The sequence below is a fragment of the Citrobacter amalonaticus Y19 genome, from assembly GCF_000981805.1.
GTDB classification, from domain to species: Bacteria; Pseudomonadota; Gammaproteobacteria; order Enterobacterales; family Enterobacteriaceae; genus Citrobacter_A; species Citrobacter_A amalonaticus_C.
In genome coordinates, this window is the sequence record NZ_CP011132.1 from 2,949,071 (window position 1) to 2,963,217 (window position 14,147).

16 protein-coding genes are annotated in these 14,147 nt (G+C 54.9%); 7 read left to right on the top strand and 9 right to left on the bottom strand.

Annotated features, from left to right (window positions below; all coding sequences use genetic code 11):
- Nucleotides 1–9 precede the first annotated feature (9 nt).
- Nucleotides 10–69: a protein YpfM gene (ypfM, locus tag F384_RS29920; RefSeq protein ID WP_001386977.1), complete on the bottom strand. Its 60-nt coding sequence runs from the start codon at nucleotides 67–69 to the stop codon at nucleotides 10–12.
- Nucleotides 70–458: 389 nt separating this feature from the next.
- On the opposite strand from ypfM, the gene F384_RS13645 reads away from it, so the two are divergent.
- Genes F384_RS13645 through F384_RS13655 form a run of 3 tightly spaced genes read left to right on the top strand, consistent with a single transcriptional unit; the run spans nucleotide 459 to nucleotide 2,170 of the window.
- Nucleotides 459–815: an ArsC family reductase gene (locus F384_RS13645; protein WP_046484930.1), complete on the top strand. Its 357-nt coding sequence runs from the start codon at nucleotides 459–461 to the stop codon at nucleotides 813–815.
- A gap of 3 nt (nucleotides 816–818) precedes the next feature.
- Entirely contained in the window at nucleotides 819–1,946 is a 1,128-nt protein-coding gene (gene dapE / locus F384_RS13650; protein WP_046484932.1) for a succinyl-diaminopimelate desuccinylase, read from the top strand.
- A gap of 26 nt (nucleotides 1,947–1,972) precedes the next feature.
- Nucleotides 1,973–2,170, top strand: coding sequence for a YpfN family protein (locus tag F384_RS13655; protein ID WP_046484933.1), 198 nt, complete (start codon nucleotides 1,973–1,975; stop codon nucleotides 2,168–2,170).
- A gap of 37 nt (nucleotides 2,171–2,207) precedes the next feature.
- Here F384_RS13655 and ypfH read toward each other — a convergent pair whose 3' ends face one another.
- The 6 genes from ypfH to dapA form a co-directional block, all read right to left on the bottom strand.
- Nucleotides 2,208–2,906: an esterase gene (gene ypfH / locus F384_RS13660; RefSeq protein ID WP_046484935.1), complete on the bottom strand. Its 699-nt coding sequence runs from the start codon at nucleotides 2,904–2,906 to the stop codon at nucleotides 2,208–2,210.
- 73 nt (nucleotides 2,907–2,979) lie between these two features.
- Nucleotides 2,980–4,989, bottom strand: a complete 2,010-nt coding sequence (locus F384_RS13665; protein WP_046484939.1) for a tRNA(Met) cytidine acetyltransferase TmcA — start codon at nucleotides 4,987–4,989, stop codon at nucleotides 2,980–2,982.
- 14 nt (nucleotides 4,990–5,003) lie between these two features.
- Nucleotides 5,004–5,870: a neutral zinc metallopeptidase gene (locus F384_RS13670; RefSeq protein ID WP_046484940.1), complete on the bottom strand. Its 867-nt coding sequence runs from the start codon at nucleotides 5,868–5,870 to the stop codon at nucleotides 5,004–5,006.
- A 125-nt stretch (nucleotides 5,871–5,995) separates the two neighbouring features.
- Nucleotides 5,996–6,709, bottom strand: coding sequence for a phosphoribosylaminoimidazolesuccinocarboxamide synthase (gene purC, locus F384_RS13675; protein ID WP_046484943.1), 714 nt, complete (start codon nucleotides 6,707–6,709; stop codon nucleotides 5,996–5,998).
- Nucleotides 6,710–6,821: 112 nt separating this feature from the next.
- Nucleotides 6,822–7,856 (bottom strand): outer membrane protein assembly factor BamC, encoded by a 1,035-nt coding sequence (gene bamC, locus F384_RS13680; RefSeq protein ID WP_046484946.1) that lies wholly within the window; start codon nucleotides 7,854–7,856, stop codon nucleotides 6,822–6,824.
- A 16-nt stretch (nucleotides 7,857–7,872) separates the two neighbouring features.
- The gene (dapA, locus tag F384_RS13685) at nucleotides 7,873–8,751 is read right to left on the bottom strand and encodes a 4-hydroxy-tetrahydrodipicolinate synthase (RefSeq protein ID WP_042999861.1); all 879 of its coding nucleotides are present in this window, start codon (nucleotides 8,749–8,751) and stop codon (nucleotides 7,873–7,875) included.
- Between the two features lie 145 nt (nucleotides 8,752–8,896).
- Between dapA and F384_RS13690 the strand changes: the two genes are divergently transcribed.
- Together F384_RS13690 and bcp are read left to right on the top strand one after the other, a co-directional pair.
- Nucleotides 8,897–9,469: a glycine cleavage system transcriptional repressor gene (locus F384_RS13690; RefSeq protein ID WP_046484948.1), complete on the top strand. Its 573-nt coding sequence runs from the start codon at nucleotides 8,897–8,899 to the stop codon at nucleotides 9,467–9,469.
- Nucleotides 9,469–9,939, top strand: coding sequence for a thioredoxin-dependent thiol peroxidase (gene bcp / locus F384_RS13695; protein WP_046484951.1), 471 nt, complete (start codon nucleotides 9,469–9,471; stop codon nucleotides 9,937–9,939). The genes F384_RS13690 and bcp overlap by 1 nt, the downstream gene beginning before the upstream one ends.
- Nucleotides 9,940–10,060: 121 nt before the next feature.
- On the opposite strand, the gene F384_RS13700 is transcribed toward bcp, so the two are convergent.
- Entirely contained in the window at nucleotides 10,061–11,125 is a 1,065-nt protein-coding gene (locus F384_RS13700) for an AI-2E family transporter (protein ID WP_046484953.1), read from the bottom strand.
- 222 nt (nucleotides 11,126–11,347) lie between these two features.
- Here F384_RS13700 and bepA point away from each other — a divergent pair, with 222 nt between their 5' ends.
- Complete coding sequence (gene bepA, locus F384_RS13705) at nucleotides 11,348–12,811, top strand: beta-barrel assembly-enhancing protease (protein ID WP_046484956.1); 1,464 nt, start codon at nucleotides 11,348–11,350, stop codon at nucleotides 12,809–12,811.
- A gap of 12 nt (nucleotides 12,812–12,823) precedes the next feature.
- Nucleotides 12,824–13,183 (top strand): arsenate reductase (glutaredoxin), encoded by a 360-nt coding sequence (arsC, locus tag F384_RS13710; RefSeq protein WP_046484959.1) that lies wholly within the window; start codon nucleotides 12,824–12,826, stop codon nucleotides 13,181–13,183.
- Here the strand turns inward: arsC and F384_RS13715 are convergent.
- Nucleotides 13,180–14,028 carry a helix-turn-helix domain-containing protein gene (locus tag F384_RS13715; protein ID WP_046484962.1) on the bottom strand — a complete coding sequence of 283 codons (849 nt, stop codon included), beginning with the start codon at nucleotides 14,026–14,028 and terminating at the stop codon, nucleotides 13,180–13,182. The genes arsC and F384_RS13715 overlap by 4 nt on opposite strands.
- Nucleotides 14,029–14,147: the final 119 nt, after the last annotated feature.

Consider the following 14,147-nt stretch of genomic DNA (forward strand, 5'->3'; position numbering starts at 1 on the left):
TCCAGAAATTTATTTGCGAAGCATCACTTCAATAAAATCTTTCCAGTTCCCCAGTTCGCGTTCAATCATAACAACCTCTGCTTTTTATTATGGGCATTCTACAAAAATATTATCTCCTGGTGAAGACAAATTAACCAATTGCTGTGATTACATCCTCCGGGGTGTGGGGTAATGTCATCACTATGGCGCGCAACCCATAAATTTTATGTGACATACAGCAATAATCCGACACAATCATACGTTATCTGGTACTCCTTCAATTTTGATTAAAAAACAGGTGGCTGCAAGGGGGAAATTCCGAATTTGGATTAAGCAGTCAATGTCGGCGGATTCAGGAATTATTATTCACATTACTTCAACAATGTTATATTTACCGATCACGATTAAATGACAAAATGTATTATCGGACGTAACGATATTGATGACTATATAGTCAATTTACGTTAATAAGGATGCAAATGATTACCCTCTACGGTATTAAAAATTGCGACACCATTAAAAAGGCCCGCCGCTGGCTGGAAGCGCGTGGCATTGACTACCGTTTTCACGATTACCGTGTCGATGGCCTGGACAATGCACTTCTCACTTCATTTATCAATGAATTAGGTTGGGAGCCGCTTCTCAACACCCGTGGCACGACATGGCGCAAACTGGATGATGCCACGCGCAGTCACATCACCGATGCAGCGTCTGCCGCCGCATTAATGACTGAAATGCCGGCTATCATCAAACGCCCATTGCTCTGCGCGCCCGGGAAGCCTATGCTGCTGGGTTTTAGTGAATCCAGTTATCAGCAGTTTTTTGACGAGGTGTAGTCTATGTCGTGCCCGGTTATTGAGCTGACACAGCAGCTTATTCGCCGCCCTTCCCTGAGCCCGGATGATGCGGGATGTCAGGCGTTAATGATTGAACGCCTGCGCGCGATCGGTTTTACCGTTGAGCGTATGGATTTTGCGGATACACAGAATTTTTGGGCATGGCGTGGACAGGGTGAAACGCTGGCGTTTGCCGGCCACACCGACGTTGTGCCTGCAGGCGATGCCGATCGCTGGATCAACCCGCCTTTCGAGCCAACCATTCGAGACGGGATGTTATTCGGTCGCGGCGCGGCGGATATGAAAGGTTCGCTGGCGGCCATGGTGGTGGCGGCAGAGCGCTTTGTCGCTCAGCACCCGACCCACAAAGGCCGTCTGGCGTTTCTGATAACCTCGGATGAAGAGGCCAGCGCAAAGAATGGCACGGTCAAGGTGGTCGAGGCGCTGATGGCGCGTAATGAGCGCCTGGATTACTGCCTGGTCGGCGAACCCTCAAGCACTGAAGTAGTTGGTGATGTCGTGAAGAACGGTCGTCGCGGCTCGCTAACCTGCAACCTGACCATTCATGGCGTTCAGGGACACGTCGCCTACCCGCATCTGGCGGATAACCCGGTACACCGCGCCGCGCCAATGCTCAATGAGCTGGTAAGCATTGAGTGGGATCAGGGCAATGAATTTTTCCCGGCCACCAGCATGCAGATTGCCAACGTCCAGGCTGGCACCGGTAGCAATAACGTCATCCCCGGGGAACTGTTCGTGCAGTTCAACTTCCGTTTCAGTACCGAACTGACCGACGAGATGATCAAAGCGCGGGTGCACGCGCTGCTCGAAAAACATCAGCTACGCTATACCGTTGACTGGTGGCTTTCCGGCCAGCCGTTCCTGACCGATCGCGGGAAGCTGGTGGATGCCGTCGTGAACGCCATCGAGCACTATAATGAAATTAAACCGCAGTTGCTGACTACGGGCGGTACGTCTGATGGACGGTTTATCGCTCGCATGGGGGCGCAGGTCGTGGAGCTGGGGCCGGTGAATGCCACGATTCATAAAATCAATGAATGCGTGAACGCCGCCGACCTGCAGCTGCTTGCCCGTATGTATCAACGTATTATGGAACAACTCGTCGCCTGACGAGGTTCCTGCAAGAGGTAACGCGCATGGACTGGCTGGCAAAATATTGGTGGATTCTGGTGTTGGTGTTTTTGGTAGGTGTGTTGCTGAACGTGATCAAGGATCTCAAACGCGTCGACCACAAAAAATTCCTCGCCAATAAGCCGGAACTTCCCCCGCATCGTGACTTTAACGATAAGTGGGACGACGACGATTGGCCGAAGAAAGACCAACCGAAGAAATAACCAAAGGCCGGAAGGGATCCCCATCCGGCCTTGTCTTTTAGATCATCTCAATCACGTCATCATCGTTTGGCGTACTGCCGCTGAGCGCTTCATCAAAGTAGTGCTTCGGCACGGTATAACGCAAATGATCGAGGGCAAACTGCATGCTGCGATCGTCTATCGCGTGACCGAGATCTTCCACAATATCCAGCGTGACATCCCCGCCCGCGCTTAACAGCGCGTCCTGGGCGGCCACCGCATGGGATAGTTCAATCACCCGATCTTCACCACCGTGGATCAGATGGAAAGTGGTGGCGGTCGACGCGGTTTCCGGCAGGCTGGCGTAGCGTCCGTTAAACGCAATCACCCGCGAAGCAAGGCCTGGCTCGGCTTTGATGCTCTCCAGCGCCATAATCGCCCCCTGAGAGAAGCCAATCAGCGCCGTGGCATTTGCCCCTACGCCACTCTGTTTTTGCCAGTAGCGCACCGTTTCGATAAACACCGGCATGATCGCGTCAATCCGCGCCTGGCGATTCTCTTCCGTCACCCCTTGCACTGAAAACCACTGACGCCCGGATGCCGGACCGCTCGGCTCAACGCCACCGATACTGACCACCAGCGCGTCCGGGAAGAGCGGGGCAAACCACGAACCGATCTCGCCCATTGCGACGGGGTTATCGCCCACGCCATGAAACAGCAACAACAGCTGTTGAGCAGGTTGGGTCGGACTTTGAACAACAAAATGGTCATGTTTCATGGCGGTCTCCTTAACTGATGTCGTTAATTCTACGCTGCTCAATCGCAATGACCATGCCAGAAAATTGAAGGAGTTAGTGAAAAAATTGCCATTGCAGAATGCGATTGCGGTCATGTTCGGTCCGCTCGGGGTCCAGCGCGGCTAACGCCTGCGCCGCCTCTTCTCGCTGACGCTTCAGCAGTGCTTTGCGCCCGGAAAGGCGCAACGTCAGGCAGAGCTCTGCATCACTAAGCCGCGCTTGCAGGCTGCCCCGCAGCGCCGGTAACGGCAACGCGCTGGTCGCCAGCAGACGGCTCAGACCGCCAAGAGAGGTCAGCAACGGCCTGTGTGCAAAGGCAAACCCCGCCAGCGTCAGCCAGTCATCTCCATTAAGCGTAGTCGTTTTCAACGGTTCAACCGGGATAGCTTCCCCGTTCCATCGCGCAAGGATGTCGGCATCGCGACGTAAACGGTGATGCTCATATTCGGCCAGACGTCTTCCCGCCGCGTTTAGCGGCAGGAGCGCCATTGCGGTATAGCAGCCGCTGCTGGCCTCCTTGTGATTCCCTACGCGCACCAGGATGAAGCCGCAGCGCTGCCAGAAGCGCCACAGCTCAGGCGTATAGCCAAAGCTAACGGAAAGGTAGTCACAGTCTGCCGCACGAGCCTGCGCGATCAGCTGTTGTCCAATCCCCTCGCGCTGGCGTCCCGGATGGACGGCAATACGGCTGATCCGACGACCGGTCAGGGTAGCCGCCAGCGGATCGCCCCCGTGTGCCGCCAGCGACTGCGCGACGAGATTCCCCCGCGGTCGCCGAAATCCCGCCCAGACGGCCTGGCTGAGTTCGGGAGCAAGCCCGCCTTCCTCAACCAGCCAGAGCGCCCCGACAATTTGCCCCTCACAAGAGGCGCGGAAAAAATGCTGACCCGGCGCATCCATCATTCGACGTAGATCCAATGGAGAAGTGCGGTAATGCGCCCCGGAAAGCAGTCGATAGACCGCCAGGGGCATTTCCGGCCGCGTCTGCCAGGCATCCTGCTCGAAAGGGGCAATCGTAATGCTGCCCTGCGGCGTGGTCGCAAAACGGTCATCATCAAAAACCAGCGCATCACTGATCCATTTCTCCAGCGGACACCCCTGCGCCCAGCGGACGGGTTGCCGGAGTTCATAACGCTGTAGTTTTGGAAAGCGGGCGCAGAATTTCAGCAAAAAGCCGCGTCCGGTGCCTTCATAGCCCTGTACCGTTGTGGTCAGTAGAGTGCGCGGAAAACGGGAAACAAGGCGCTGAAGGAGCGGCGCGGGGATCGCCGCGGCTTCGTCCACCACCAGCCAGTCGGCACGCACCTCCGCACTCAGCAGCGCATCGGGTGCCATAAAGCTGAAGTTGTCACCGGCAAACTGCGCCAGCACGTCCGTTGCCGCTTTTGCCGGTGCGGTCACGATGGCGCGTCCCTCAATGCGCGAAATCAACTGCCCTGCCAGCGCCGATTTACCGCGCCCACGCGCGGCGGTCACCGTGGCGATCCCTTTGGGCATCTGTAACAACTGCGCCAGAATAGCCGCCTGTTCCGGCAGCGGCGCACCGGTTGCGGATTGCCAGTGGGGACGTTCAGGAAAATGGGGAACGCAAAACGGCTGAGACTGCTGCCAGCACAGCGTCTGCGCATCCGCCGCAATGAGCCGACGGATATGCTGGATAAAATGGGGCGTCGCAACAGGTTGCGCGCCGTCACTCCAGCGCAGCGAATCTGTATCAGGACAGTGATGCCAGCGCGCCAGTGGCGGTGCGAGTAGCACCAGCCAACTGCCCGCTCGCAGCGTTCCGCTTAAGGCGGCCAGGGCCGCCGCATCAAACCCCGCCAGAGCGTCGAAAACGGCATGGCGAAATTCGCGCCCCAGAAGCGTTTGCAGCGCCTGAGGCGTACAGCAGGGTTCGACGGACGCATCGGGGGAAACCCATAGCCAGTCACCGGGCAACGCCTCACGCAGGTGTTGCGCCTGCTCATGACACCAGGACGCTTCGCCGCTCAGCACCAGCAGGCGGCGAATCCCCTCCCGGGTCATTTGTGCGGTTAACGCATTCAGCGCGGTATAGCCAGACATCCCTGCCTCAGAAGTTAAAAACCTTTGCCAAAGGTATTACATTGCGCCGGGTTGCCGCTATCAAAACCGCGCTTAAACCAGCTATAACGCTGTTCTGACGTTCCGTGGGTGAAGCTGTCCGGCACGACGCGGCCCTGACTTTGCTGCTGGAGACGATCGTCGCCAATCGCTTCGGCGGCATTCAGCGCCTCTTCCAGATCGCCAGACTCAAGAACGCCCTGCTGCTGCATGCTGTTACCCCAGACACCGGCAAAGCAATCCGCCTGCAGTTCCATACGCACAGAGAGTTGGTTGACTTCCGCCTGCGAGGCGTTCTGCTGCATCTGACGCACTTTCGGTTCGATACCCAGCAGTTTCTGGACGTGATGGCCCACTTCGTGAGCAATCACATAACCCTGAGCGAAATCACCCTCCGCGCCCAGTTTTTCTTTCATGTCATCGTAGAAGGAGAGATCGATATAGACCGTGCCATCCGCCGGGCAGTAAAACGGTCCCATGATGGATTGTCCGGTACCGCAACCGGTGCGCGTTGCCCCACGGTACATCACGAGTTTCGGCGGTTGATAGGTGCGGCCCATTTTTTCAAACTGTTGACCCCAGGAGTCTTCTGTTGTCGCCAGAATCACCGAGGTAAATTTTGCCGCTTCGTCTTCATTCGGGCTAATGGAACGCGATGACTGCTGCTGTGAGACCGGTTGTCCCGTCATCAGTCCGGTTAAATCGACGCCGTAATACCCGGCAACCAGCACGATGATGAGCAGAATAATCCCGCCTTTACCACTCGGCAGGCGAAACCCCGGCCCGCCCAGAGAAGGGCCACCACCCGAGCTGTTGCGCCTGTCTTCCACATTGTCACTTTCACGACGCCCTTGCCAGCGCATACTCACCTCAACAATATATTCGTTATGATGATGATCGTAGGCGGTTCAGCGCAAGATTACCACAGGAAAGCGCGATTGACGTGCGCAGGACAGGCCGGAGAGTGTTCCCCGGCCAGAAAGGCGAGTTAGTCGAGATTCACACCCAAACGACGTGCAACGTTTTCATAGGCTTCAATCAGGCCACCCAGGCTCTGACGGAAACGGTCTTTGTCCATTTTTTCGAGGGTCTCTTTATCCCACAGACGGCTGCCGTCCGGAGAGAATTCATCACCGAGAACCACTTCGCCTTTGTACAGACCGAACTCCAGTTTGAAGTCGACGAGGATCAGCCCCGCGTCATCGAACATTTTTTTCAGCACGTCATTCGCTTTATAGGTCAGCTCTTTCATTCGCGCCAGATTCTCTTTGCTCACCCAGCCAAAGGTTTCGCAGTAGGAATCGTTGACCATCGGGTCATGCATTGCATCGTTTTTCAGGAACAGGTCGAATAACGGCGGATTCAGTTCGATGCCCTCTTCAATACCCAGACGTTTAACCAGAGAGCCTGCCGCACGGTTACGCACCACGCACTCGACCGGCACCATATCCAGCTTTTTCACCAGACATTCGGTATCGGAGAGCAGTCGCTCCATCTGCGTCGGGATACCCGCTTCAGCCAGTTTGGTCATGATGAAATAGTTGAATTTATTATTCACCATGCCTTTACGATCAAACTGCTCAATGCGTGCGCCGTCCCCTGCTGACGTATCATTGCGGAATTCGAGCACCAACAGGTCCGGGTTTTCCGTGCTGTATACGGTCTTCGCTTTACCACGATACAACTCAGCTTGCTTTTGCATCTTCATTACTCCTGGGTGTGATCATTTGTATTCAAAACGGGGAATATTATGCCACGCACACGTTTGCGTAGCACGGAAATAAAAAGGGCCGGATTTCTCCAGCCCTGTTTTTTTACTTGCTAAACGCTGCCTGGAAGATAGCAACCAGCGCGTCGTTCTGGCTCTGCGTCAGGGTATGCCCCTTCGGATCGATAAACTGCAAGCTGCTGCGGTTGTCTAAATCACCGACCTGCAGTTTGTAGTCACCGGAAGAGAGCCCAGGATCGCGAGCGCCCAGTTCCTGCCAGCCGCTGTCGGACAACGGTTTGTAGGTGACGGCCAGGCTTCCCTGTGAACGGGTGCTGTCGGTCACTTTCATACCGACTTTCTCCAGAACTGCCGGGAGGCGCTGCCAGACGACGTTGAACGGACCACGCACCACCAGCATCGGTAAACCGGTGTCATCGGCGGCGCTCTGCACGTCCATTGTGGCTGCAGAACGGTTCTGTGCGGCATTCGCGGCGTCAGTCGCGGTCTTATCAAGCCCCGCAGAAATCACGTTCATCATCTCAGTGCTGTAACGCTGCAGTGAAGCGGCGTCCGCAACAGGCTTACCAGCCTGCTCCAGGTTCACCAGTTTCACCATCAACGCCTGCTGATAGCCCTGCGGTTTAACCGAGATTTGATAACGGCCACGATACTGCTCGTCTTCGTCCAGACGATTCCAGTCAATCCAACCGGTCGTCAGCGTCTGGCTGGCATCATCACGTTTTTCAATCGTGTAGTTTTTAGACTGAATCACGCTGACCACCTGCGGCCACAGCGTATTTCCACGCCCGTTTTCCACCAGCAGCGTTGCGGTATCACCCGCAAACTGGGTCCGGGCACCGGAAACCAGCGCCAGCGGCTGTGCCGGCGGACGGATATCCAGCGCTTTCCCTACGGCACCACTGCCGTTGGTAACCGGAATGTTGTAGTCGCTCGTGGTCACCGGCAGAATCATACCGGCAGGCGCATGAAGTTCAGCAAGCGGTGCGGCTTCCAGATAGGATTCATCACCACTCACCTGGCGCTTGTAGCGCGAGTCAGAACTACAGGCCGCGAGCAGCAAAACAAGCGATACACCCGCAACCCTGGCCAGGCGCGACTTTTGTACTGAGTAAGCCATCAAATCTCCCTAAACTTTACAGCAAACCGGCATGCTTGAGCGCCGCTTTGACAATTTCACGACCATTGTCTGTGATCGGTGTCATCGGCAAGCGCAGCGTATCGGTCGCCACAAGGCCCAACGCCTTACATGCCCATTTCACCGGGATAGGGTTGGGTTCGACAAACAGTTTGTTATGTAACGGCATCAGACGCTGATTAATGGTACGCGCCTCGGCAAAACGCCCTTCCGCCGCCAGTTTGCACATTTCCGCCATATCACGCGCCGCAACGTTAGACGTTACGGAGATCACGCCATGACCGCCAAGCTGCATAAAGTCCATCGCAGTTGCGTCATCACCGCTGAGCAGCAGAAAATCATCTGAAACCAGCTCTTTGATCTGGTGAACCCGACTTAAGTTCCCTGTCGCCTCTTTAATTGCGACAATATTTTTTAATTCCGCCAGACGGCCAACGGTTTCCGGCAGCATATCGCAACCGGTACGGGATGGCACATTATACAGAATTTGCGGCAGGTCAGTATGTTCAGCGATGGCTTTGAAATGCTGGAACAGACCTTCCTGAGTCGGACGGTTGTAGTAAGGCGTCACCGTCAGACAGCCGACAATCCCGCTGTCATTGAAACGCTGCGTCAGACTAATGGCTTCTGCGGTCGCGTTTGCGCCCGTTCCGGCAATCACCGGGATGCGTCCATCAGCCAGCTCCAGCGTCATCATTACCACGTCGCCATGTTCATCATGACTCAGCGTGGCAGACTCACCGGTGGTGCCTACAGAAACGATCGCCGAGGTGCCGCTGGCGACATGATAATCAATCAGTTTTTTCAGGCTTGACCGGCAGACATTACCTTTTTCATCCATCGGTGTAACAAGCGCGACAATACTTCCCGTGAACATGGGCCATCCTCTGTGCAAACAAGTGTCTCAATGTTACGTTTGGTACGACAATAAAAGCAAGCGACGAGAGCCGTTCTGATTGTTGTATGCAGGTTTTTTTTATGCTTTCCTTATGATTACCCCACCTCTCAAAGGAAGAACAGGTTTGACACCTTCATCGCAACATTACCTGGTTATTACTGCGCTGGGTGCCGATCGCCCGGGAATTGTGAACACGATCACCCGCCATGTCAGCAGTTGCGGCTGTAATATCGAAGACAGTCGCCTGGCCATGTTGGGCGATGAGTTTACGTTTATCATGCTGCTGTCGGGTACCTGGAATGCCATCACCCTGATCGAATCGACCCTGCCGTTGAAAGGTGCAGAGCTGGATTTACTGATTGTGATGAAACGTACGACGGCGCATCCCCGACCGCCAATGCCAGCAACGGTATGGGTGCAGGTCGATGTGCCGGATTCGCCACATTTAATTGAACGATTTACAGCCCTGTTTGATAGCCATCGAATGAACATCGCGGAACTGGTTTCGCGCACGCAACCTGCTGAAAATGATAAGGCGGCGCAGTTATATATCCAGATTACCGCCCACAGTCCGGCGTCGGATGATGCCTCAAATATTGAACAGGCCTTTAAAGCACTATGTACAGAACTCAATGCACAAGGCAGTATTAACGTTGTTAATTATTCACAACATGATGAACAAGATGGAGTTAAGTAATGAATCCACTGAAAGCCGGTGACATCGCACCGAAATTTAGCTTGCCGGATCAAGACGGAGAACAAGTAAATTTGACCGACTTCCAGGGACAGCGTGTGCTGGTCTATTTCTATCCGAAAGCCATGACGCCAGGCTGTACCGTTCAGGCCTGTGGCCTGCGAGATAACATGGATGAGCTAAAAAAAGCAGGTGTGGACGTGCTGGGTATCAGTACAGACAAACCTGAAAAGCTTTCCCGTTTTGCCGAAAAAGAGCTACTTAACTTTACCCTGCTGTCCGACGAGGATCATCAGGTTTGCGAGCAGTTTGGCGTCTGGGGCGAGAAATCGTTTATGGGGAAAACCTATGACGGGATCCATCGCATCAGCTTCCTGATTGACGCGAACGGCAAGGTTGAACACGTTTTCGATGACTTCAAAACCAGTAATCACCACGATGTGGTGCTGAACTGGCTGAAAGAAAACGCTTAATTTTCGCGCTGCCGGATGACGGCTAACGCCCTGTCCGGCCTACAGTTTGTAGGCCGGGTAATCTGCTGCCTGTGCAAACGTCCCTTTCACGCACGCTTTTTATCTCGCGCCATTAGCTTAGCTACGACTCGTCAACAACCTGCGCATCCGGCCAGGCATGGACAACGGCCTTGATTAAGGTCGCCAATGGAATGGCGAAGAAAACGCCCCAAAATCCCCACAGTCCGCCAAAGATAACCACCGACAGGATAATCACTAGCGGATGCAGATTCACCGCTTCAGAAAACAGCACCGGCACCAGCAGGTTGCCGTCCAGCGCCTGGATAATCAAATAGACAGCGAAACAACTCCAGAATTCGGTTCCCAGACCAAACTGGAACAGCGCAACGCCAACCACGGGAATGGTAACGACAAAAGCGCCGATATAGGGAATGAGTACAGAAAAGCCTACCAGCACCGCCAACAGCAGCGAGTAGTTCAGACCAAACAGCAGGAAACCAAGCCAGGTCGCCACGCCCACGACCATCATCTCCAGCACTTTACCGCGAATATAGTTGGTAATTTGCTGGTTCATTTCCTTCCAGACCTGCCCTGCCAGACCGCGGTTACGCGGCAGCACGCGACGCACGGCGTTTAGCATCTGTTCTTTGTCTTTGACGAGGAAGAACACCATCAGCGGCACCAGCACCAGATAGACGGCCAGAGTCAGCAAGCCAACCAGAGAGGCCAGCGAATATTTCACCACCGAGTCGCCCATCGTCAGCATGCGGGTGCGCAAGTTTTCCGCCATGGCATCGATGATGCCCGCATCCATTAAGGCCGGATAACGACGCGGCAGCGTGGCGGCAAAATCCGACAGTTTGTTCAGCATGCCGGGCATGTCGCGAATCAGTAAGATCCCCTGTTGCCATGCCACTGGCATCACTACAAAGGCCATGAGCAATAGAATGCCGACAAACACGATCAGCACGAGAGACGTCGCCCAGCGGCGCGAGCAGCCGATGGCTTCGAGGCGCACCGTTGGCCATTCCAGCAGATAAGCCAGCACAATGGCGACCAGTAGCGGCGCCAGTAATCCGCTAAAAAAGAAAAGAATGCCAAACCCGGCGACCAGAATAACCAGCAAGGCAATCGCCTCGGGGTCGCTAAAGCGACGACGATACCATTGCATCAACATTTCGAGCATAAAACCTTCCCTGAACCTCAATAGCGGGATTGCGATCCCGAATTGTATCGAAATGTCACAAAAAAGACTTCGCTTTTTATTGCTGATTCAGGAAACTGAAAAGTCATTTGTGCAGGGTATTCATCGACAGATTTCACCGTTACACTGCCTGTGTCGGCTGAACGGAACGATACAGCCCAGCATCGGTCAAATGACTATCTCAAAGAAAACAGGACAGAGGTTATGTTCAGGCAGTTTAAGAAAAACCTTGTGGCTACCCTCATTGCCGCGCTGACCCTGGGTCAGGTGGCTCCCGCGTTCGCAGACTCCGCGGACAACCTGCCGGACATGGGAACCTCGGCGGCCAGTACGCTCTCCATCGGGCAGGAAATGCAGATGGGAGATTATTATGTACGCCAGTTGCGCGGCAGCGCGCCGCTGATTAACGATCCGCTACTGGTTCAGTACATTAATGGTTTAGGTATGCGTCTGGTTTCGCACGCCGATTCGGTTAAGACCCCCTTCCATTTCTTTTTGATCAATAACGATGAAATTAACGCCTTTGCTTTTTTTGGCGGTAACGTCGTGCTGCACTCTGCCCTGTTTCGCTATTCCGACAATGAAAGCCAGCTTGCCTCCGTCATGGCGCACGAAATCTCACACGTCACCCAGCGCCACCTGGCGCGTGCCATGGAAGATCAGAAACGCAACGCGCCGCTGACCTGGGTTGGCGCATTAGGCTCCATTCTGTTAGCGATGGCCAATCCGCAGGCCGGGATGGCCGCACTCACCGGTACGCTGGCGGGAAGTCGTCAGGGGATGATTAGCTTCACGCAGCAGAATGAACAGGAAGCCGACCGTATCGGCATTCAGGTTTTGCAACGTTCCGGATTCGATCCGCAGGCGATGCCGACTTTCCTGGAAAAACTGCTCGACCAGGCGCGTTACTCCTCTCGCCCGCCTGAAATTTTGCTGACTCACCCCCTGCCGGAAAGCCGTCTCTCGGATACCCGCAACCGCGCAAACCAGATGCGTCCGGTGGTCGTGCAATCCTCTGAAGATTTTTACCTGGCGAAAGCGCGAACGCTGGGAATGTATAACTCCGGGCGCAACCAACTGACCAGCGACATGCTGGACGAGTGGGCAAAAGGGAATGTCCGACAACAGCGCGCGGCGCAGTATGGTCGTGCGTTGCAGGCGATGGAAGCCAGTAAATACGACGACGCTCGCAAAGCGCTGCAACCACTGCTGTCCGCTGAACCGAATAACGCCTGGTATCTGGATCTGGCCACCGATATCGACCTCGGACAGAAGAAAACCAGTGACGCCATTGCCCGACTGAAAAAAGCGCGTGATTTGCGCGTCAACCCGGTTCTGCAACTCAACCTTGCGAACGCCCTGCTACAGGGAGGTCAGCCGCAAGAAGCGGCGGCCATCCTCAACCGCTATACGTTTAATAACAAAGACGACGCCAACGGCTGGGATCTGCTGGCGCAGGCGGAAGCCGCGCTGTATAACCGCGATCAGGAACTGGCTGCCCGTGCGGAAGGGTATGCGCTGGCAGGCCGTCTCGATCAGGCCGTTTCGCTGCTGAGCAGTGCCAGTTCGCAGGTGAAACTGGGCAGTCAGCAGCAGGCTCGTTACGATGCGCGCATCGACCAGTTGCGTCAGTTGCAGGAACGCTTTAAGCCGTACACGAAAATGTAAAAAGGACTCACCATGTCAAAGGCCGTAAAAATCTACCATAACCCGCGTTGCTCAAAGAGCCGCGAAACGCTCAATCTGCTGCAATCGCACGGGGTGGAACCGGAAGTGGTGCTTTACCTGGAGACGCCCGCAGATGCCGCAACGCTGCGTCAACTGTTGAAGATGCTGGGCATGGAAAGCGCCCGGGAGTTAATGCGCAGGAAAGAAGATCTCTACGCATCGCTCAACCTGGCAGACAGCAGCCTGAGTGAAGAAAAACTGATTCAGGCAATGGTGGAAAACCCGAAACTGATGGAGCGCCCCATTGTCGTTGCGAACGGCCAGGCGCGCATTGGCCGTCCGCCGGAGCAGGTGCTGGACATTATCGGCTAATCATCATTACGCCGTAGTGCTTCCAGAAAAGCCTGCGGCGTCATCTCCCCCAATTTTTTTTGCGCCTTACCGGTATTATAACTTTCGCAAATCTCTGTCAGCAGTTGACTGGCTGATACGTCCGCTACCCGCGGAACGATCGTCACCAGCGGAAGATTGACCTGGAGCGCATTCTGCACATTCCGGTTAATTTTGTGCGTCATACCGCGCGCCTTCAGCCTCTGTTCCAGCCCAACACGGTTAGCGTCAATAATAAAAGTCTCAATAGATTGTATATCAGCAGGACAGGCTGCCAGCAGCGCGTCGAGCCAATTCATGACCAGATGCGACGAAATCCCCGCATACAATCGCGCATAGCACCAGCCGCTCACCGGTTCGCGAGCCCAGAGCAGGTGATGCTCCCCGCCATCCTCCATATGCAGTGACAGCGGGAGATGATGCACCTCAAGCAAATAGGGGAACAGCCCGGCTTTCAGCGCTTTTTTCCCTTGCAGGCTCGCCCCCTGTCGCATCGCCCTTGCAGGTTTAAGATAACGATTTAGCGTCGCGCGGGAGACGTGAATCCCCAGCCCCTCATTGACCAATAGCAGAAGCTCATCTAACGGCGCGCCAGTCGCATCCCGCAGCCCGTTAATCAGTGCAATCTGCTCTTGTCTCATCGCTTTGTGTATCACTTTCGGCGTAGTTTGCCGATCGGCAGTTTGCTCACGCTGGCGCCAGCGCCTGACCGTAGTGACGGAAATCCCCAGCTCAGCGGCCAGCGCTCTGTCGCTTTTATCCGACTGTTGCAGGTAGCGTCGGATGCGCGGTGTGGTGGTGGCATTGGCATGCAGTTTTATTTCCATCGCCAAATCCTTTTTCGCAAAGATAACTAATCATATGAGATTTATACTCATCCAGCGAACACATTGTGACCAGATTCACCTTTCGGCTAGCATCCTTCGCTGATAATCCATTGGCATAC